This window comes from Streptomyces aureus, assembly GCF_001418135.1.
Lineage (GTDB): Bacteria > Actinomycetota > Actinomycetes > Streptomycetales > Streptomycetaceae > Streptomyces > Streptomyces aureus_A.
On sequence record NZ_LIPQ01000287.1, the window covers coordinates 20,921 to 39,893 of the forward strand.

Here is an 18,973-nt window from a genome sequence, read left to right on the forward strand (position 1 = left end):
ATGGAGATCAATGCCACGTACAACAGTTTCGTCGCCCTCGGCGACAGCTTCACCGAAGGCATGTCGGACCGGATGCCCGACGGTTCCTACCGGGGCTGGGCCGACGTCCTCGCGGACCGGCTGGCCGCCCGCACCCCCGACTTCCGGTACGCCAACCTCGCCGTACGCGGCAAGCTCATCGGCCAGATCGTCGAGGAGCAGGTCGAGACGGCCGCCGCGATGAAGGCCGACGTCGTGACGCTCGTCGGCGGGCTCAACGACACCCTGCGGCCCAAGGTCGACATGGGGCGGGTGCGCGGGCTGCTCACCGAGGCCGTCGAGCGGCTCGCCCCGTCCTGCGGGCAGCTGGTCCTGATGCGCAGCCCCGGCCGGAACGGGCCGGTCCTGGAGCGCTTCCGCCCCCGGATGGAGGAGCTGTTCGCGCACGTCGACGACCTGGCCGCCCGGCACGGGGCGCTGGTCGTCGACCTGTACAGCGCTCCCTCGCTCGCCGACCCCCGGCTGTGGGACGTGGACCGGCTCCACCTCACCGCCGGCGGGCACCGGCGGGTCGCCGAGGCCGTGTGGCAGGCGCTCGGTCTGGCGCCCGAGGAGGACTGGCGGACGCCGCTGCCCCCGACCCCCCTGCCGGGCTGGGCGAGCCGCCGCGCGGCGGACGCCCGTTTCGCCAGGGAGCACCTGGGACCGTGGATCGGGCGGCGCCTCACCGGCCGCTCGTCGGGCGACGGCCGCGCGCCCAAGCGCCCCGAGCTGCTGCCGTACGAGCCGTCGACGGAGCCGTAGCCCCGGCGGGGCGGCGTACGGGAGCGGCCGTGAGCTGCGTCTCGTAGCAAACTCCAGCTCGGACCCTGGCGCTGGCCTGCAGAAATCGCCAGTAAACTCTGTCCACGTGACTGCTGTGACTGCGAAGCCCCGCATCCCCAACGTTCTGGCCGGCCGCTACGCCTCCGCGGAGCTCGCCGTCCTCTGGTCCCCCGAGCAGAAGGTGAAGCTGGAGCGTCAGCTCTGGCTCGCCGTGCTGCGTGCGCAGAAGGACCTCGGGATCGAGGTTCCGGACGCCGCCCTCGCCGACTACGAGCGCGTGCTCGACCAGGTCGACCTCGGTTCCATCGCCGAGCGCGAGAAGGTCACCCGGCACGACGTGAAGGCCCGGATCGAGGAGTTCAACGCCCTCGCCGGCCACGAGCACGTCCACAAGGGCATGACCTCGCGCGACCTCACCGAGAACGTCGAGCAGCTGCAGATCCGGCTCTCCCTGGAGCTGATGCGCGACCGTACGGTCGCCGTCCTCGGCCGTCTCGGCAAGCTCTCCGCCGAGTACGCGGAGCTGGTCATGGCCGGCCGCTCGCACAACGTCGCCGCCCAGGCGACCACCCTCGGCAAGCGGTTCGCGACGGCGGCGGACGAGCTGCTCGTGGCGTACACCCGCCTGGAGGAGCTGCTCGGCCGCTACCCGCTGCGCGGCATCAAGGGCCCGGTCGGCACCGCCCAGGACATGCTGGACCTGCTCGGCGGCGACGCCGGCAAGCTGGCCGACCTGGAGCAGCGGATCGCCGGTCACCTCGGCTTCGCCAACGCCTTCACCTCCGTCGGCCAGGTCTACCCGCGCTCGCTCGACTACGACGTGGTCACCTCGCTGGTGCAGCTCGCCGCCGCCCCGTCGTCGATCGCCAAGACGATCCGCCTGATGGCCGGCCACGAGCTGGTCACCGAGGGCTTCAAGCCCGGCCAGGTCGGCTCCTCGGCGATGCCGCACAAGATGAACACCCGCTCCTGCGAGCGCGTCAACGGTCTGATGGTCATCCTGCGCGGATACGCCTCGATGACCGGCGAGCTGGCGGGCGACCAGTGGAACGAGGGCGACGTCTCCTGCTCGGTGGTCCGCCGGGTCGCGCTGCCCGACGCGTTCTTCGCGCTCGACGGTCTTCTGGAGACCTTCCTCACCGTGCTCGACGAGTTCGGCGCCTTCCCGGCCGTCGTCGCCCGTGAGCTCGACCGCTACCTGCCCTTCCTGGCGACCACCAAGGTCCTCATGGGCGCGGTGCGCGCCGGCGTCGGCCGCGAGGTCGCCCACGAGGCCATCAAGGAGAACGCCGTCGCCTCCGCCCTCGCCATGCGCGAGCAGGGCGCCGAGCGCAACGAGCTCCTCGACAAGCTGGCCGCGGACGAGCGCATCCCGCTGGACCGGGCGCAGCTCGACGAGCTGATGGCGGACAAGCTGTCCTTCACCGGCGCCGCCGCCGACCAGGTCGCTTCCGTGGTCTCCCGTATCGAGGAGATCCTCAAGCAGCACCCGGAGGCCGCCGCCTACGCCCCTGGAGCGATCCTCTGACCGGGAGCCCCCGGTTCACCGTGGAGCAGCTGGAGGCCGCCCGCGACCGCGTCGTTCCCGACGTGGTGGCGGGCGGCCTCTCGGTGTTGTTCTGCGGGATCAACCCGGGTCTCATGACAGCGGCGACGGGCCACCACTTCGCCCGTCCCGGCAACCGGTTCTGGCCGGTACTCCACCTGTCCGGGTTCACCCCGAGACAGCTGCGGCCCGACGAGCAGGAGGAGCTCCTGACGTACGGCCTCGGGATCACCAACGTCGTGCCACGGGCGACCGCGCGGGCCGACGAGCTGACCCGCGAGGAGTACCGGGAGGGCGGACGGGTCCTGTCCGGGAAGGTGGAGCGGCTCGCGCCCCGCTGGCTCGCGGTGGTCGGTGTCACCGCGTACCGCACGGCCTTCGGCGAGCCGAGGGCCGCCATCGGGCCCCAGGAGCGCATGATCGGATCCACCCGGATCTGGGCGCTGCCCAACCCGAGCGGTCTCAACGCGCACTGGACGGCGGCGACGATGGCCGCGGAGTACGCCCGTCTCCGGGAGGCCGCCGAGGGGCCCGAGGTGTGAGGAGGACCGCCCGTGGAGTGGGGTGACTACCGGCCGTTCCAGCCGCTGGAGGACGGGCCGATGGAGGACATGGCCCCGTTGGCCGCGCGCCGGGAGTACGACCACCGGATGGCGACCAAGGACGAACGGCTGGCGGTGCTCGCCGCCCTGGTCGGGGCGAACGGGCTGCGGCTCGGCACGGACGACGAGGCGCTCGACGCGCTGGAGGGCTGGTACCTCGCCGAGGTCGAGCCGGAGGCGGACGGGGCCACACGGCCGCGACCGCTGTGGATCGCGGTCGCGTACGACCTGGGGCTCCACCTCGGCGACACGATCATCGCGCGGGCTCCGGGGCTCTCCTGGACCTTCTACCGGTCCCGGGCGGGAGCGCGGGACGTCGCGCACCAGCACCCGGTGATCATGGGTTTCACCCAGCTCCGGAACAAGCGCTACAACGTCGACCCGTTCCCCTTCGCGGTCGGCACCGGCGGCAGCTCGCTCGGGGGCCGCGACGCGCGGGGCAGCTTCCGGAACTTCGTCGACTCGGCCGTCCAGTACGCCTGAGCCCCGGGCGTCACACCGGCGGGTCGACCGTCGTGAGCACGGCGAGCAGCTGGAACGGCAGTTCCTTGTCCCACTGGGAGACGCCCAGTCCGATCCACCGTCCGTCGGCCCGCCACAGACGCAGGTTCGGGGTGTGGCAGCTGAGCGTGGACCAGGGCTCGGGTATCGACTCGCCCTCCATGCTCCGCTCCAGGACGGGCCCGAGGTCGAGCTTTCGGGGCTCGCCCCAGCGCGCGGTGAGCAGGGCGCCCAGCCCGTCCCGTTCCGCTTCGTACTGGTCCTCGACGATCGGGCGGCGCGTGCCGTCGTCCTCCCAGAAGTCCTCGCTGGTCGCGAGCTCCGCCAGGTGGTGGTCCGTGCCGTCGTCGAATCCCCGGGCCCTGAGTAAGTCGATCGCCGCCAGGTGGTCTGCCGTGGTCATGGCTCCAGTAAAGCCCCCACCACTGACAGTTGGCGCCGCGTCAGGAACCGCGGCGGACTGCGGGCCGGGCCCGCGGCCGTCGTGGAGCCGGCCGGGAGCCGGCGCCGGGCCCGTACCGGGCCGCGGGCGGATCCAAAGCGTCATGGGGGCGGCACTCGCCGCGACCGGGCCCATTGAGTACCATCCGCCGAAGAGGTGCACGAGCTGGGAGGACACACTGTGGGGCGGCTGACCGGCGGGGATCCGTCTCTGCTGCGGCGGATCAACTCCGCGGTGGTACTCCATGCGCTGCGCGGCGCCGAAGCTCCGACGCTCACGGATCTGACCCGGATCACGGGCCTTTCGCGGCCCACGGTCGAAGGGGTCGTCGAGGGACTCATGGAGGGCGGCCTCGTCGTCGAGGCGGCGCCCGAGGAGGGCGAGGCCCGGCGACAGGGGCGTCCCGCGCGGAGGTTCCGCTTCCGCGCCGAGGCCGGTCATCTGCTCGGCATCGAGATCGGCCCGCACCGGGTGGCCGCGCTGCTCTCCGGTCTGGACGGGCGGATCATCGGCGCCGGTTCGCGCGAGGTGTCGGAGACGGCCCCCGAGGACGAGCGCCTCGACCGGGTCCGTACGGTCGTGGCCGACGTGCTGCGCAGGGCCGGGGTCGCCCGGTCCAATCTGCGGGCCGTCGGCGTCGGCACCCCCGGCATCGTGGAGGCCGACGGCACCGTCCGCCTCGGTACGGCCCTGCCGGGCTGGACGGGTCTGGCGCTCGGCGAGCGGCTGCGGCGCTCCTTCAAGTGCCCGGTCATCGTGGAGAACGACGCGAACGCGGCGGCCGTCGCCGAGCACTGGAAGGGTGCCGCGACCGACTCCGACGACATCGTCTTCGTTCTCGCCGGGCTGAGCCCGGGCGCCGGTTCGCTGATCGGTGGCCGGCTGCACCGCGGTTTCGGCGGGGCGGCCGGGGAGATCGGCGCCCTGCACCTGCTCGGCCGGGGTGTCACACCCGAGCATCTGCTGTCGACGACGGACGAGCCGCTGCACCCGCTCGACGAGCAGGCGGTCGCCGAGGTGTTCGCGCTGGCCCGCAAGGGCGACGCGCGCGCGGAGGCGGCGGTGGAGCGGTTCATCCAGCGGCTCGTGCACGACGTGGCGGCGCTGGTCCTGGCGATCGACCCCGAGCTGGTGGTCGTCGGCGGCTGGGCGGCCGGCCTGGACGGCGTGCTCCAGCCGCTCCGGGAGGAGCTGGCCCGGTTCTGTCTGCGGCCGCCGCGGGTGGTGCTGTCGCTGCTCGGCGAGGCCGCGGTGGGGACGGGTGCGCTGCGGCTCGCCCTCGACCACGTCGAGGAGCAGCTGTTCGCGGTCGACGGCACGGTGACGGCACGCCGCTAGGCCCTGTCGTCGGACGGGAGTTGGACGACAGGGCCTGGGAGAATCCTCGCGACGGGCCGTCGGCCGGTGTTCAGTGTCCGCGGGAGGGGCGCTACGAGGCCATGACCAGGTCGACCGAGTCGCCGAAGGTGAGGCGGCAGGTGTCGGCGCGGTAGGTGGCCACGGAGACGGCGGCGGTACGCCCTCCGGAGAGGTAGCGGGTCGTCACGACGAGCACGGGCGCGCCCGGCAGCCGGTCGAGCTCCTTGGCGTCGTCGGCGCGCGCGGAGCCGAGTTCCACGGAGCGGTCCTGGCCGTCGAGGGCGAGGTGCTGGAGCTCGCGGAGCACCGCACGGGCGCGGGCGGGTCCGGCGGGCGCGTCGATGGCGCTGAGGCCCGGGACGGAGCCGGCGGGCACGTAGAGCAGCTCGGCGGCGACGGGCTGGCCCTGGCTGACGCGGATGCGGCGGACGATGTGCACCTGCTCGTCGGCGCCGCTCTCCAGGACGCGCGCGACGGCGGCCGGGGCCACGTCGGCGGCGGAGTCGAGGGACTGCCAGGCATCGTCACCGACGCCCGGCCAGGTGTGCTGGGTGGTCGAGACGTCGACGCCGACGCGCGGCGGGGCGACGGTGGTGCCGACGCCGCGACGGCGCTGCAGTCGGCCTTCGAGCTCCAGCTGCTCCAGGGCTTGGCGGAGCGTGGCACGGGCGACGCCGAAGCGTGCCGCGAGATCGCGCTCGTTGGGGAGGATCTCCCCGACCGCGAAGTCCGAGTCGAGTGCTTCGCCGATGACTGTCTTGAGGTGCTGGTACTTCGGTTCCGGTACCGATGCCAGCTGCGTGGTCCCCACCCTGATCCTCCGCAATTCGCCGTGTCCCGCGGCGTTTTTCCGCGCCCTTGTTTATTAAAGGTTCCTGCACTAACTCTGCGACCATAAGGCGAGCCCACCCCTTGGTCAAGACCAATCCTCTGTCGAACGCCCCCGAATGTGACCCTCTGACCTAGATCGTTCACAGGACGTTCGCGCCCCCGTGTGCCCCGCGCAGCAAAACACCCCGTCTCCCTGGTGGGAGACGGGGTGAAGTTCCGGCCGATCGGCGTGATCGGGCCGTTTCGTCGCGCGGGGCGCGCCCCGGGCGCGTCAGAGACCGGCGAGCGCCCGGAGCTTGTCGGGGTTGCGGATGAGGTAGACGCACTGGACGCGCCCGTCGAGCACCTCGATCTGGAAGACGGCGTCCGGCTTGCCGTCCACGAGAGTGAGCAGGGCGGGGGCGCCGTTGAGTTCGAGGAAGCGGAACTCGAAGATCTCGTCCGCGCCCTGGGCCGTGGCGTGCAGGAAGCGGCCGACCTTGTCGGCGCTCTCGATGATCCGCAGCGGGGCCTTGGACTTGCCGCCGCTGTCGCCGACGAGCCGTACGTCGGGGGCGAGCAGGGCGAGGAGATCACCGAGGTCGCCGCCCGCCGCCGCGGTGAGGAAACGCTCGGTGAGGTCCCTGCGCTCGGCCGGGTCGACGTCGTAGCGCGGCTTGCCCTCGTCGACATGGCGCCGGGCGCGCCCCGCGAGCTGGCGCACGGCCGCCTCGGAGCGGTCCAGGGTGGTGGCGATCTCGGCGTACGGGAAGCCGAAGGCCTCGCGCAGCACGAACACGGCCCGCTCCAGCGGGGACAGGGATTCGAGGACGACGAGGACGGCGAGCGAGACGGAGTCGGCGAGGAGTGCGCGCTCGGCGGTGTCGGGCGCGGTCGGTCCGAAGTCGGTGACGACGGGCTCGGGCAGCCAGGGGCCGACGTAGGACTCGCGGCGCGCCTGGGCCTGCCGGAGCCGGTCGATGGAGAGCCTCGTCGTGATCCGTACGAGAAAGGCCCGGGGCTCGCGGACCTCGGCCCGGTCCTCCGCGGTCCAGCGCAGCCAGGCATCCTGGACGACGTCCTCGGCGTCGGCGGCGCGGCCGAGCATCCGGTAGGCGACGCCGAGGAGCATCGGACGGTGCTCCTCGAAGTGCTCGGTCAGGGTGTCGGTCGGAATATCGGTGGGCACCCGTCCATCCCAGCCCACCGCGGTCGCCCTGTCCAGTTTGGGACGGGGTCTTGAACTCCAGGCTACCGATCGGTAATTCTCACTGACGGGACGTCCAAGAAGCTTCAGGACAGGGAGTTCGCATGCCCGAACGGATCGCGTTCACGATCGAGACCCCGGCGGGCCCCCGCACGGCGTCCCTCACGTACGAACGCCGGGGCGCGGGCGAACCGCTGCTGCTCCTGCACGGCATCGGGCACCACTGGCAGGCCTGGGAGCCGGTGCTGGACATCCTGGCCGCGGAGCGGGACGTGATCGCCGTCGACCTGCCCGGTTTCGGCGACTCGGACCAGCTGCCCGAGGGCTGCCCGTACGACCTGTCCACCGTCGGGAGCGTGCTCGGCGCGTTCTGCGAGGCCGTCGGCGTCGAGCGCCCCCATGTGGCGGGGAACTCGCTCGGCGGACTGCTCGCCCTGGAGCTTGGCCGGGAGAGGCTGGTGCGCTCGGTCACCGCCCTCTCCCCCGCCGGGTTCTGGTCGGAGGGCGAACGGCGGTACGCCTTCGTGACGCTGCGGGCGATGCGCGGAGCGGCGAGGTCGCTGCCCGTTCCGGTGATCGACCGCCTCTCCCGGACGTCCGCCGGGCGCACCGTGCTCACCAGCACGATCTACGCACGCCCGGGGCGCCGTTCACCCGCGGCCGCCTACGCCGAAACGCTCGCGCTGCGCGGGGCGACCGGGTTCCACCGGACCCTGGCCGCCGGCGGGAGCGTGCGTTTCCGCGACGACGTCGCCGACGTACCCGTCACGGTGGCCTGGGGTGCCCGCGACCGGCTGCTCCTTCCCCGGCAGGGCGTCCGCGCCAAGCACACCATCCCCGGCGCCCGGCTCGTCCGGCTGCCCGGCTGCGGTCATGTGCCCATGAACGACGACCCGGCTCTCGTCGCGCGCGTGATCCTGGACGGCAGCGGCGCCTGAGGCCGCCTCCCGGGCCGGCCGCTCGCTTGCGGTCCTTCGCGCGAAGAGGCCGGTGCCCACGGCGGCGCCGGCCCCCACCAGCAGGCTGCCGACCGCCTGCGGAAGGCCGAAGGCGGCGCCCGCGACCAGGGCGGCGCTCAGGGCGGCTGCGACCGGGATCGCGCCGGTGAAGAGGGTGGCCCGTTCCATGCCGACCCGCTGGACACCCATGTAGAACAGGACGAACCCGACCACGGTGGCGAGCGCCGCCTGCCAGACCAGGGCGCCCGCCTCCACCGCCGTCGGCATCCGGACGAGACCGGCCCCGTCCACGACGAGGCCCACGAGCGCCGCCTCGGCCGCGCCGACCCCGCACACGACTGCCGTGAGCAGCTTGGGCCCGAGCAGCCGGAGGACGGGGACGGCCAGCACCGTGAAGCCGACCTCGCCCGCGAGCGCGGCCACCGACCAGCCGATTCCGGCCAGGTCCGTACGCCCCCAGCCCTGCACGGTGAAGGCACCGGCGGCGACGAGCAGAGCCCCGTACAGCACGGCGGGGGCGGGCCTGCGGCCCTCGGTCAGCGGGACGAGGACGGCGACGACGACGGGGGCGCAGCCGACGAGAACGCCGGGCACGGCCGGCTCGGCGGTCCGCTCCGCGGCGAGGACCGCCAGGTTGAAGCCGACCATGCCGACGCCCGCGAGGGCGGCGAGCCGCAGCCAGTGACGGGCGGTCAGGATCCGCAGCGGGGCGAGCCCGCCACGGCCGAGCAGGGGAAGCAGGAGCAGACAGGCGGCGCCGTAGCGCAGGGCCTGGCCGCCCGCGTACGGATAGTCGCCGAGGAGGCTGTTCGCGGTGAAGGAGGCGCCGACGAGGGCGTAGGCGAGGGTCACGAGGAGGACCCCGCGGAGGGCGTTCGCGTTCATGCCTCTGACGCTAGGAAGGCGCGCGGCCCTGGTGGAGGTCCACTTCCGTCCCGCCATCGGGGACCACTTCCGGCCGGTGCCGTCGTGTGCGCCGCTGTCCGGGGCCGCCGTGCGGGCCGCCGTCCGGGCCGCCGTCCGGGCCGCCCGTGCGGGCCGGCGTGCGGGCCGGCGTGCGGGCCGGCGTGCGCCGGCGTGCGGGTTCGCATGCACCGGCCGGGCGATCGCGCGGGTTCGCTTTCCTCAGCCGACGGCCCGGCGTCCGCGTGAGCTCTTGCCTCATGACCGACCTAGAGGTCTATAGTGCTAGGCAACTAGATAAATGGAGGAACCGGTGATTGAGTTCCACCTGAACAGCCGGTCCGGCTTGTCCCCGTACCAGCAGCTGGTCCAGCAGGTCCGGCACGCACTGCGCCTGGGGCTGCTGAAGGAGGGAGACCGACTGCCGACGGTCAAGGACGTGGCGAGGCAGATGGCGGTCAACCCGAACACGGTGCTCAAGGCGTACCGGGAGCTGGAGCACGACGGACTGGTGGCCGCCCGCCCCGGCGTGGGCACGTTCGTGACCCGCACCCTGGCCGACGCCTCGCTCGCCGCACACGGGCCTCTCCAGAAGGACCTGCAGCGCTGGCTGACCAAGGCCCGGCTGGCCGGGCTCGACGACGAGAGCATCGAGGCGTTGTTCATGAACACGTTTCGCAACGTGGCCGGAGAGGACGTGGCGTGAGCGCCGTCTTGCGAGCCCAGGGCCTGGGCAAGAGGTACAAGCAGCGCTGGGCGCTGCAGAACTGCGACCTGGACGTCCCCGCCGGCCGGGTGGTGGGCCTGGTCGGCCCCAACGGCGCCGGAAAGTCGACCTTGTTGAAGTTGGCCTCCGGCATGCTGACCCCGTCGGCCGGCACCATCGAGGTGTGCGGCGGCCGCCCCGCCGCGGGTGTGGAGCAGCTGGCCAAGGTCGGCTTCGTCGCCCAGGACACCCCGGTCTACGCCGCGCTGAGCGTCGCCGACCACCTCGACCTCGGCAAGCGCCTCAACCCGAACTGGGACGAAGCCGTGGCGCGCGAGCGGATCCGTCGCCTCGGTCTGGACCCCGAGCAGCGGGCCGGGAAGCTGTCCGGCGGCCAGCGCGCGCAACTCGCCCTCACCCTGGGCATCGCCAAACGCCCGGAGCTGCTCATCCTGGACGAGCCGGTCGCGGCACTGGACCCGCTCGCCCGACGGGAGTTCATGCAGGACCTCATGGAGGCCGTCGCCGAGCACGAGCTGAGCGTCGTGCTCTCCTCCCACCTGGTCTCCGACGTGGAGCGGACCTGCGACTACGTCATCGTCCTGGTCGACTCCCGGGTGCAGGTGGCCGGCGACATCGACGACCTCGTCGCCTGCCACCACCGGCTCACCGGACCGCGCCGGGACCCGGACACGCTCCCGGGCGGTCAGCACGTCATCACCGCCAGCCACACCGACCGGCAGACCACTCTCCTGGTGCGCACCGACACCGCGGTCCACGATCCGTCCTGGACCGTCAGCCCGCTCGGTCTGGAAGACATCGTCCTGGCCTACATGACCCGGCCCGCCGACGCGGTACGTGACACTCGGCCCGCACTGGAGGTGCTCCGATGATCTGGCTGACCTGGCGCCAGTTCCGTACCCAGGCCGCCGTGGTGTTCGCCGTGGTGGCCGCCCTCGCCGTCACCCTCGCGGTCACCGGCCCGAACTTGTCCGACCTCTACCGCACGGCGGGCAGCAGCCTGGTGGACCAGGTCTCCAGTTCGGACCAGTCCCTCTACTACGTCGGCCTGCTGGTCGTACTCGCCGTGCCGGCCGTCGTCGGGATGTTCTGGGGCGCGCCGCTGATAGCCCGTGAGCTGGAGACCGGTACCCACTACCTCGCGTGGAACCAGGGCGTCACCCGCACGCGCTGGCTGGCGGCCAAGCTGGGACTCGGTGCGGCGGCCGCCATGACCGCCGCGGGACTGACCAGCCTCGCGGTGAGCTGGTGGAGCAGCCCCCTCGACCGGGCTGTCAACGGCGGCGGCGCGACGGACACGTACTTCCCGCGGCTCGACCCCGTGGCCTTCGCCGCACGGGGTGTCGTCCCCGTGGCCCATGCCGCCTTCGCCTTCGTGCTGGGCGTCGCCCTCGGCCTGGTCATCCGCCGCACCCTGCCCGCGATGGCCACCACGTTCGCCCTGTACGCCGCCGTCCAGATCGTCGTACCGATCTGGATCCGGTCCCACCTGGCGGCCGCGGACCGCACCGTCCTGCCGATCGAGCCCGGCGGCGCCCCCATCAGCATCCAGGACGGCGCCAGGCACATCATCGCGCACCTCGAAGAAGTGCCCGGGTCCTGGGTCACCTCCCAGCAGACGCTGAACGCGTCCGGTCAGCCGGCCCCCGTGCCGTCGTCCTTCGCCGACTGCCTGCGCACCGAGTCGGGCCCGCCCACCCTGCAGCAGGTCGACGGCTGCGTCGCCGACCTCGGCGCCCTGGGCTACCAGCAGCAGGTGACGTACCAGCCCGCCGGGAACTTCTGGGTCCTGCAATGGGCCGAGACCGGGCTCTATCTCGGCCTCGCCCTGGCCCTGGCCGGGTTCTGCGCCTGGTGGATCCGCCGCCGAGCGACCTGACGGACGCCGGCCCCGCGACGGGGGTGCCCGTGAGGGGCAGCCGGGCCCCGGCTGCCCCTCACGGGCTCGACACCGGTCCTCCCGCACCCTCGGGGATCCCCTGGCCGCTGAAGGGCGTCACAGGAGACGGTCGGCGCCGGTGCGGGCGCGGAAGGTGCGGCGGTAGGTGTCCGGAGGCACGCCGACCGTGCGGTTGAAGTGCCGGCGCAGGGTCGTGGCGGTGCCCATACCGGTGGCGGCCGCGATGCCCTCGACGCTTTCGTCGGTGGACTCCAGCAACTCCTGGGCGTGGCGGATCCGCTGGGTCAGCAGCCACTGCAGCGGGGTCGTACCGGTCACCGACCGGAAGTGGCGGCCCAGGTTGCGCGAGCTCATCCGCGCCCGGCGGGCCAGGTCGTCGACGGTCAGCGGCCGGTCGAGCCGCTCCATCACCCAGGGGAGCAGATCACCGAGCGGGTGGTCGTCGCGCGCGGGCACGGGCGTGGTGACGAACTGGGCCTGGCCGCCCGCGCGGTGCGGGGGTACGACCAGGCTGCGGGCGACCGTGTTGGCGACGGCCGAGCCGTGGTCGAGGCGGACCAGGTGCAGGCAGAGGTCCATCGCGGCGGCCTTGCCCGCGGAGGTGAGGACACGGCCGTCGTCCACGTAGAGCACGTCCGGGTCGACCTCCACCCGGGGGTGGCGGGCGGCGAGTTCCTCGGTGTGCGCCCAGTGGGTGGTCGCGCGCCTGCCGTCGAGCAGGCCCGCGGCGGCCAGCACGAACGCGCCCGTGCACAGGGAGGCCACGCGTGCGCCCGCCTCATGGGCCGCGCGCACCGCGTCGACCAGTTCGGCCGGCGGGGCCTCGTCGGTTTCGGCGAGGGCGGGAACGATCACCGTGCCGGCGCGCGCCAGCCGGTCGTAGCCGCCGTCGGGCTCCAGCCGGAACCGGCCGATCCGGACCGTGGAGGGTCCGCAGAGCGCGATGTCGTACCAGGGGCCGGTCACTCCGGACGGGGGCGGCCCGAAGACCTCGTACGCCACCGACAGCTCGAACTGACGCATGCCCTCGGTGACGGCCAGCGCGACGGTGCTCAGGTCCGTCATCGGGTGCGTTTCCACGTCCGTAATTGTACGCACGATGTCGTTCCGGACACTCGTGTGCGACGGCCGGCGGGGCCAGGATTGCCCCACGAGAACGGTTCGAGTCGTACGAGAGCAGGGAGAAGTCATGGAAACGGGGCTCACGGTCGCGGTGTTCGGCGCCTACGGACACACCGGGCGGTTCGTGGTGGCGGAGCTGCTCGCCCGCGGGTTCGTCCCGGTGGCCGTCGGCCGCGACGCCGACAAGCTGCGGGCCCTCGCGGAGTCCCGTCCGGGGCTCGACGCGCGACCCGCGTCGATCGACGACCCGGCGTCGCTCGACCGCGCGCTGGAAGGCGCGGCGGCCGTGATCAACTGCGCCGGGCCCTTCGCCCTGACCGGCGCCCCCGTGATCGAGGCGGCCCTGCGGGCCGGGATCCCGTACGTGGACGTGGCGGCCGAGATCGAGGCCAACGCCGACACGTTCGAGCGGTTCACGGACCGGGCCCGCGCGGCGGGAGCGGTGATCGTCCCCGCGATGGCCTTCTACGGCGGCCTCGGCGATCTGCTCGCCACCGCCGCCATGGGCGACTGGACGTCGGCCGACGAGGCCCACATCGCGTACGGGCTGAGCAGCTGGCACCCCACCGCCGGCACCCTCGCCGCCGGAAAGGTCTCCCGGGAGCGGCGCGACGGCCGCCACGTCCGCTTCACCCAGGGGCGACTGGAGTACCACGACGACGAGTTCACGGTCCAGGAGTGGCCCTTCCCGGCCCCGATGGGTCCCCGGCCCGTCATCGGCGAGTTCACGATGGCCGATGTGGTCACCCTGCCGAGCCATCTGAAGGTGCCCGAGGTGCGCACGTACATGGCGGTGGACGCGGCCCAGGACCTGTCGGCGCCCGACGCGTCGGCACCGGCCGCGGTCGACGAGCACGGCCGTTCCGACCAGACCTTCCTCGTGGACGTCGTCGTCCGCTCGGGCGACGCGGAACGCCGGGCCGTGGCCGTCGGCCAGGACATCTACGCCGTCACCGCACCGCTCGCCGTGGAGGCCGTCCGGCGCATCCTCACCGGCCGTACCAGGACGACGGGCGTCGCCTCGGCCGGCGAGATCTTCGACGCTCCGGACTTCCTCCGCGCGCTCGCCCCGCACATCTCCTTCGAACTGCACGGGTGACGGGTCCGCCGCCGGATCCAGCCGATCCCGGTCCGCCCGGGGCGCGGCATCATGGGCCCGGGCCGGGACCGCCGGCGCGCGGGACGGGCGAGGAGGGCCACACGGATATGAGGAGCCACGGACAGGCGGCCTGGGAGCTGCTCCTGCCGGCCGCCGCCGCCCCGGCGCGGCGGCGGGGGCGGGCCCTCCAGGAGGCGCTGCGCGAGGCCGTGCGCTCGGGCCGGCTCGCGGCCGGGACCCGCCTGCCGTCGACCCGCGCGCTCGCGGCCGACCTGGGCGTGTCTCGGGGCCTGGTCACGGAGGCGTACGAACAGCTCACCGCCGAGGGCTATCTGCGCAGCGACCGGGGCGCGGGCACGTGGGTGGGCGGCGCGGCGAGGGGCCGCCTCGGCGGCACGCCCGTGCGTGGGGCAGCCGAGGACCTGGGCGCGGGGACGCATGCGGGCGGAATCCTCGCCCGCGGTACGGCCCCGGGCACGCACGCGCGTGGTGCCCTCGTGAACGGTCCGGAAGCCGGCACGCACGCGCGTGGTGCGGGTACTCCCGCCGTCCGGGTGGACTTCCGGCCCGGGACGCCCGATCTGTCCCTGTTCCCGAGAGCCGCCTGGTCCGCTGCCCAGCGGGCCGTCCTCGCGCGCCTTCCGCACCCCGCCCTCGGGTATCCGGACCCGCGCGGGCTGCCCGAACTGCGGGAGGCCCTGGCGGGAATGCTGACCCGGCGCCGGGGCGTGGTGGCCGATCCGGAGCGGCTCGTGGTGTGTTCGGGAGTGGCACAGGCGTCCACTCTGCTCGGCTTCGTCCTGCGGGCGCGGGGGCTCGACGCGGTCGGCATCGAGGATCCGGGCAGCCCGGAGCACGGGCGGCTCTTCGCCTCGACCGGTCTGGACACGGTGTGGCTTCCGCTCGACGAGGAGGGGCTGCGGCCGGAGCCCCTCGCCGCCTCCGGGGTACGGGCGGTGGTGGTGACGCCCTCGCACCAGTTCCCGTCCGGGATCAGCTGGTCGGCGGAGCGTCGTGCCACGCTGCTCGACTGGGCGCGGGCGGTGGACGGTTACGTCCTGGAGGACGACTACGACGGCGACTTCCGGTACGACCGGGCTCCCGTCGGCGCGCTCCAGGGACTCGACCCGGAGCGGGTCGTCTACGCCGGCTCGGTCAGCAAGTCGCTCGCGCCCGGTCTGCGGCTCGGCTGGATGCTCGTCCCCGGGGCGCTGCTCGCCGAGGTCGTCGAGCGCAAGCGCACGATGGACCTCGGCAACCCCGTGCTCGACCAGGCGGTACTCGCCGAGTTCGTGACGCGGGGCGCGTACGACCGGCAGTTGCGTCGCTGTCAACGCGCCTACCGGGAGCGGCGGGACGCCCTCCTGTCGGCGCTCGCCGAGCACCTGCCGGGCACCGGTGTGAGCGGCATCGCCGCCGGACTGCATGTCATCGCGCGCGTGCCGGGGCGTTACGGGCCACCGGAACGGTTCCTGGCACGGTCGGCGGCGGCGGGTGTGGCGCTGCGGCCCCTGGAGGAGTACGGCACGGCGCGCCCCGGCGACGGGGAGGTACGGCTCGTGATCGGCTACGCGCACCTGGCGCCGTCCGTGGTGACGGCCGGGATCCGCAGGGTGGCGGAGGCGGTCGGCCGAGGGTGAGGTGGAGCGATCCGTTCACACGCCCGGCGCCGGAGGCACGCCGCGGCCCTCGTGCGAGTGTTCACGCGGGGTTCGTGTGGGCGCCGCACCCGGCCGTTAGGCATGGGGCGACGCACCGCCCCCGCCCGGACAGCCCCTCGGAGGCTCTTCCATGTCCCAGTCCGTACCCGGCAGTTCCCCCTCCCCCGCCCGGCGCAGCGTGCTGCGCGGTTCGCTCGCCGCGTCGGCGGCGCTCACCCTCGGCGGTGCCGGTCTCGCCGCCCCGGCGTTCGCGCTGTCGGGCCGGCCCCGCGCCGAGTGGGGTGTGCAGACGGGCGACGTCACCACGTCCTCGGGTCTCGTGTGGGTGCGCTCGGACCGGCCGGCCCGCGTGCTCGTGGAGACCTCGGCGAGCGAGCCGTTCCGTCGGGTGCGCCACCACCACGGGCCCCTGATCGGCGCCGGCACGGACTTCACCGGCACCACCGCGCTGCGCGGGCTGCCCGCGGGCGAGCAGATCCACTACCGGGTCACGCTCGCCGACCCGGACGATCCGCGCCGGACGGGCGAGCGGATCGCCGGCACCTTCCGCACCGCCCCCGACCGGCGTCGGGACGGGGTCCGCTTCCTCTGGTCGGGAGACATCGCCGGGCAGGGCTGGGGCATCAACCCGGACATCGGCGGCTTCCGCGCGTACGAGGAGATGCGCCGCCTCGACCCGGACTTCTTCCTGTGCAGCGGTGACTCGATCTACGCCGACGGCCCGCTCCAGCCGAGCGTGACGCTGCCCGACGGCCGGATCTGGCGGAACGTCACGACTCCCGAGAAGTCGAAGGTCGCGGAGACCCTCGACGAGTACCGGGGCAATTTCCGCTACAACCTCCTCGACCACAACGTCCGGGCGTTCAACGCCCAGGTGCCCACGGTGACGCAGTGGGACGACCACGAGGTGCGCAACAACTGGTACCCGGGGCAGATCCTGGACGACGCGCGCTACACGGAGAAGGACGTGGACGTCCTCGCCTCGCGCGCCCTGCGCGCGTTCGGCGAGTACACGCCGGTGTCCACCCTCCACGCGCGCGGGGGCGGTCGCGGGGGCCGGATGCACCGTGTGGTGCGGTACGGGCCGCTGCTCGACGTGTTCGTGCTGGACATGCGCTCGTTCCGGAACGCCAACTCCCCCGGGCGGCAGGCCGACGACACCACCGGCATCCTCGGCGCCGAGCAGCTCGCCTGGCTCAAGCGGGAGCTGGCCGCCTCCACCGCGGTGTGGAAGGTGCTCGCGGCGGACATGCCGCTCGGCCTGGTCGTCCCGGACGGCACGAACATCGAGGCGATCGCGCAGGGCGACCCGGGCGCACCGCTGGGCCGTGAGCTGCAGATCGCGGAGCTGCTGCGGTTCATCAAGCACCGGCGGATCACCGGCACGCTGTGGCTGACGGCGGACGTGCACCACACCTCGGCGCAGCACTACGCGCCGGAGCGGGCGGCCTTCCAGGACTTCGCGCCGTTCTGGGAGTTCGTGTCCGGTCCGCTGGCCGCGGGCGGCTTCCCGGCGAGCGCGCTGGACGGGACGTTCGGCCCGGAGCGGGTGTTCGTCCGGGCGCCCCAGCGGGCCAACCTGTCGCCGATGGAGAGCCCGCAGTACTTCGGCGAGGTCGACATCGACGGCCACAGCGGGGAACTGACGGTCCGTCTGCGGGCGGAGGGCGGGACGGTGCTGTTCAGCAAGGTGCTGCGACCGGGTCGCGTCGGGCAGTAACGCCTGGTCGGAAGTGATGCGGGGGCCGGGTCCCACCGGTCGTGACGGCCGGACGGGCCGCGGCTCCCCGGTGATTGTCAGTGCCGGGTCCTAACGTCGTTTCCATGACGCGATCCGTACAGGCACTCGCCTATGTCCGCCCTTCCGCGCTGGAGTCGACAGGCTCCGGCCGGCTGCTCGGTCTGGAGACGGCGGGGGGTCTGACGCCCCGGGGGGCGGAGGCCCATCCCCGCTTCTTCGCCGGTTTCCTGGCCTCGCCGCAGGTCGCCGCCCGCGGTCTGCTGGCGGTCGCCGACGTGGCCGCGGCCCGCTACCACCAGCGGATACGGCCGGGGTCGCTCGACCCGGTGGTGACGGGGAACGGGGACCGGCTGCGGTTCGAGTCGTTCTCCGGCTGTGGCGGGGTGTACGCGCGGCTGGACGTGCTCGACGAGGGGCTCGGCGGTACGGAGACGGGCCACGGAACGACCAATGTCGACGTCAACAACCCGCTGCGTGAGGCGCTGTCGCGGATGACGGGGGACGATCCGCTGCACCTCCGGGTCGGTCCGGAGGAGATGGCGGTGACCACGCTCGCGGGGGCCGTCGTGGAGAAGAAGGTCCCGCTGCCGGACCGCTGGCTGCGGGGCTTCGCCGAGGCGCAGGTCGCCTCGGCCCGGTTCGATCTGCGGGCCGAGCTGAGCGGGGCGGAGGCCGTCCGTTTCCTCCGGTCCCTGCCGCGCAACCAGGCCCGTGGGCGCGGGCCGATGTGGGTCACGCAGTCCGGCCGGACCCTGCGGCCGACGACCCGGCCCGGCGCGGGCGCGGTGTGTCTGCCGGGGCCCGACCGGCTCGTCGCCCTGGAGCGGGTGCTGCGGCACGCGACGGGGCTCCGGGTGTACGGGCCGGTGCCGGACGGCACCCTGGCCACGGCGAGCGCCTGGGAGGTGGTGCTCCCGGGCATGCGGCTCACGCTGACCCTCTCGCCCGACCCCGCGCGGGGCTTCTCCGGCGAGGGAGGGGTCCTGGAGGCCCTCGCGACGGAGGAGGCCGCACAGGACGCCGAGCTGGTCGCGGTCCTCCTCGCCTGGGAGCCGAGGATCGACCCGGCCGATCTCGCGGCGCAGGCCGGGCTCACGATCGACCGGGTGCGGGCGGCGCTGACCCGGCTCGGCACGGCCGGGCGCGTGGGGTACGACGTGGCGGACGCGGCGTACTTCCACCGGGAGCTGCCGTACGACGCGGACCGCGCCGAGCGGCACAACCCGCGCCTGGTGAGCGCCCGTCGGCTGGTCGCGGAGGGCGCGGTGACCGTCGAGGGCCCTCTGGCGACGGTGGCCTCGGGCGAACGGCGCTACCGGGTGCGGGAGTCGGACGGGGTGCTGAGCTGCACCTGCCAGTGGTGGGCCGACTACCGGGGCCGGCGGGGCCCGTGCAAGCACGCGCTCGCGGTCCGGATGGTCCGGCGGGGCGCGAGGCCCGAGCCGGTCGGTGCCGGGGACGACGGCACGGCGGTCGCCGGAGCGGCGCGATGACGGGGAGCGCCGGGGCGACGGTGGACGGTGGGGGGACCGAGGTGGGGAACAGCCTGGTGAACAGGGTGATGGACAGCATGATGACCAAGGTGAGGAG

At 73.6% G+C, this 18,973-nt stretch carries 17 protein-coding genes; 13 read left to right on the forward strand and 4 right to left on the reverse strand.

All coding sequences use genetic code 11. From position 1 onward, the window contains the following. From AOK00_RS23445 to AOK00_RS23460, 4 genes are all read left to right on the forward strand, one after another. Positions 1–783 (forward strand): SGNH/GDSL hydrolase family protein, encoded by a 783-nt coding sequence (locus AOK00_RS23445; protein ID WP_055602268.1) that lies wholly within the window; start codon positions 1–3, stop codon positions 781–783. A gap of 106 nt (positions 784–889) precedes the next feature. Beyond that, positions 890–2,332, forward strand: coding sequence for an adenylosuccinate lyase (purB, locus tag AOK00_RS23450; RefSeq protein WP_055602269.1), 1,443 nt, complete (start codon positions 890–892; stop codon positions 2,330–2,332). A 62-nt stretch (positions 2,333–2,394) separates the two neighbouring features. Next, positions 2,395–2,892, forward strand: coding sequence for a G/U mismatch-specific DNA glycosylase (gene mug / locus AOK00_RS23455; protein WP_079042152.1), 498 nt, complete (start codon positions 2,395–2,397; stop codon positions 2,890–2,892). 12 nt (positions 2,893–2,904) lie between these two features. Next, complete coding sequence (locus AOK00_RS23460; protein WP_055602271.1) at positions 2,905–3,435, forward strand: hypothetical protein; 531 nt, start codon at positions 2,905–2,907, stop codon at positions 3,433–3,435. 10 nt (positions 3,436–3,445) lie between these two features. Here AOK00_RS23460 and AOK00_RS23465 read toward each other — a convergent pair whose 3' ends face one another. Continuing rightward, positions 3,446–3,856, reverse strand: a complete 411-nt coding sequence (locus AOK00_RS23465) for a hypothetical protein (protein ID WP_055602272.1) — start codon at positions 3,854–3,856, stop codon at positions 3,446–3,448. 219 nt (positions 3,857–4,075) lie between these two features. On the opposite strand from AOK00_RS23465, the gene AOK00_RS23470 reads away from it, so the two are divergent. Beyond that, complete coding sequence (locus AOK00_RS23470) at positions 4,076–5,233, forward strand: ROK family transcriptional regulator (protein WP_030316649.1); 1,158 nt, start codon at positions 4,076–4,078, stop codon at positions 5,231–5,233. Positions 5,234–5,324: 91 nt separating this feature from the next. Here AOK00_RS23470 and AOK00_RS23475 read toward each other — a convergent pair whose 3' ends face one another. Next, the gene (locus AOK00_RS23475) at positions 5,325–6,065 is read right to left on the reverse strand and encodes a GntR family transcriptional regulator (protein ID WP_055602273.1); all 741 of its coding nucleotides are present in this window, start codon (positions 6,063–6,065) and stop codon (positions 5,325–5,327) included. 291 nt (positions 6,066–6,356) lie between these two features. Continuing rightward, positions 6,357–7,241, reverse strand: coding sequence for an RNA polymerase sigma-70 factor (locus tag AOK00_RS23480; RefSeq protein ID WP_079042153.1), 885 nt, complete (start codon positions 7,239–7,241; stop codon positions 6,357–6,359). Positions 7,242–7,375: 134 nt separating this feature from the next. On the opposite strand from AOK00_RS23480, the gene AOK00_RS37410 reads away from it, so the two are divergent. The 4 genes from AOK00_RS37410 to AOK00_RS23500 all read left to right on the forward strand — a co-directional run bounded on the left by AOK00_RS37410 (position 7,376) and on the right by AOK00_RS23500 (position 11,739). Beyond that, positions 7,376–8,209, forward strand: a complete 834-nt coding sequence (locus AOK00_RS37410) for an alpha/beta fold hydrolase (protein WP_079042151.1) — start codon at positions 7,376–7,378, stop codon at positions 8,207–8,209. A gap of 1,225 nt (positions 8,210–9,434) precedes the next feature. Beyond that, positions 9,435–9,839, forward strand: coding sequence for a GntR family transcriptional regulator (locus AOK00_RS23490; protein ID WP_055602275.1), 405 nt, complete (start codon positions 9,435–9,437; stop codon positions 9,837–9,839). Continuing rightward, positions 9,836–10,732 (forward strand): ABC transporter ATP-binding protein, encoded by an 897-nt coding sequence (locus AOK00_RS23495; protein WP_055602276.1) that lies wholly within the window; start codon positions 9,836–9,838, stop codon positions 10,730–10,732. Before AOK00_RS23490 ends, AOK00_RS23495 begins: the two co-directional genes overlap by 4 nt. Beyond that, a complete protein-coding gene (locus AOK00_RS23500) occupies positions 10,729–11,739 on the forward strand; it encodes a transporter (RefSeq protein WP_055602277.1) in 1,011 nt (336 codons plus the stop codon). Before AOK00_RS23495 ends, AOK00_RS23500 begins: the two co-directional genes overlap by 4 nt. A gap of 117 nt (positions 11,740–11,856) precedes the next feature. Here AOK00_RS23500 and AOK00_RS23505 read toward each other — a convergent pair whose 3' ends face one another. Continuing rightward, positions 11,857–12,816 carry a helix-turn-helix domain-containing protein gene (locus AOK00_RS23505; protein ID WP_055602285.1) on the reverse strand — a complete coding sequence of 320 codons (960 nt, stop codon included), beginning with the start codon at positions 12,814–12,816 and terminating at the stop codon, positions 11,857–11,859. Between the two features lie 133 nt (positions 12,817–12,949). Here AOK00_RS23505 and AOK00_RS23510 point away from each other — a divergent pair, with 133 nt between their 5' ends. The 4 genes from AOK00_RS23510 to AOK00_RS23525 all read left to right on the forward strand — a co-directional run bounded on the left by AOK00_RS23510 (position 12,950) and on the right by AOK00_RS23525 (position 18,876). Further along, on the forward strand, positions 12,950–13,981 hold the full coding sequence (locus AOK00_RS23510) for a saccharopine dehydrogenase family protein (protein WP_055602278.1): 1,032 nt from the start codon (positions 12,950–12,952) through the stop codon (positions 13,979–13,981). A 107-nt stretch (positions 13,982–14,088) separates the two neighbouring features. After that, positions 14,089–15,621 carry a PLP-dependent aminotransferase family protein gene (locus tag AOK00_RS23515; protein WP_173861622.1) on the forward strand — a complete coding sequence of 511 codons (1,533 nt, stop codon included), beginning with the start codon at positions 14,089–14,091 and terminating at the stop codon, positions 15,619–15,621. Positions 15,622–15,772: 151 nt separating this feature from the next. Continuing rightward, positions 15,773–17,362, forward strand: coding sequence for an alkaline phosphatase D family protein (locus AOK00_RS23520; RefSeq protein WP_055602279.1), 1,590 nt, complete (start codon positions 15,773–15,775; stop codon positions 17,360–17,362). Between the two features lie 104 nt (positions 17,363–17,466). Further along, entirely contained in the window at positions 17,467–18,876 is a 1,410-nt protein-coding gene (locus tag AOK00_RS23525) for an SWIM zinc finger family protein (protein WP_055602280.1), read from the forward strand. Positions 18,877–18,973: the final 97 nt, after the last annotated feature.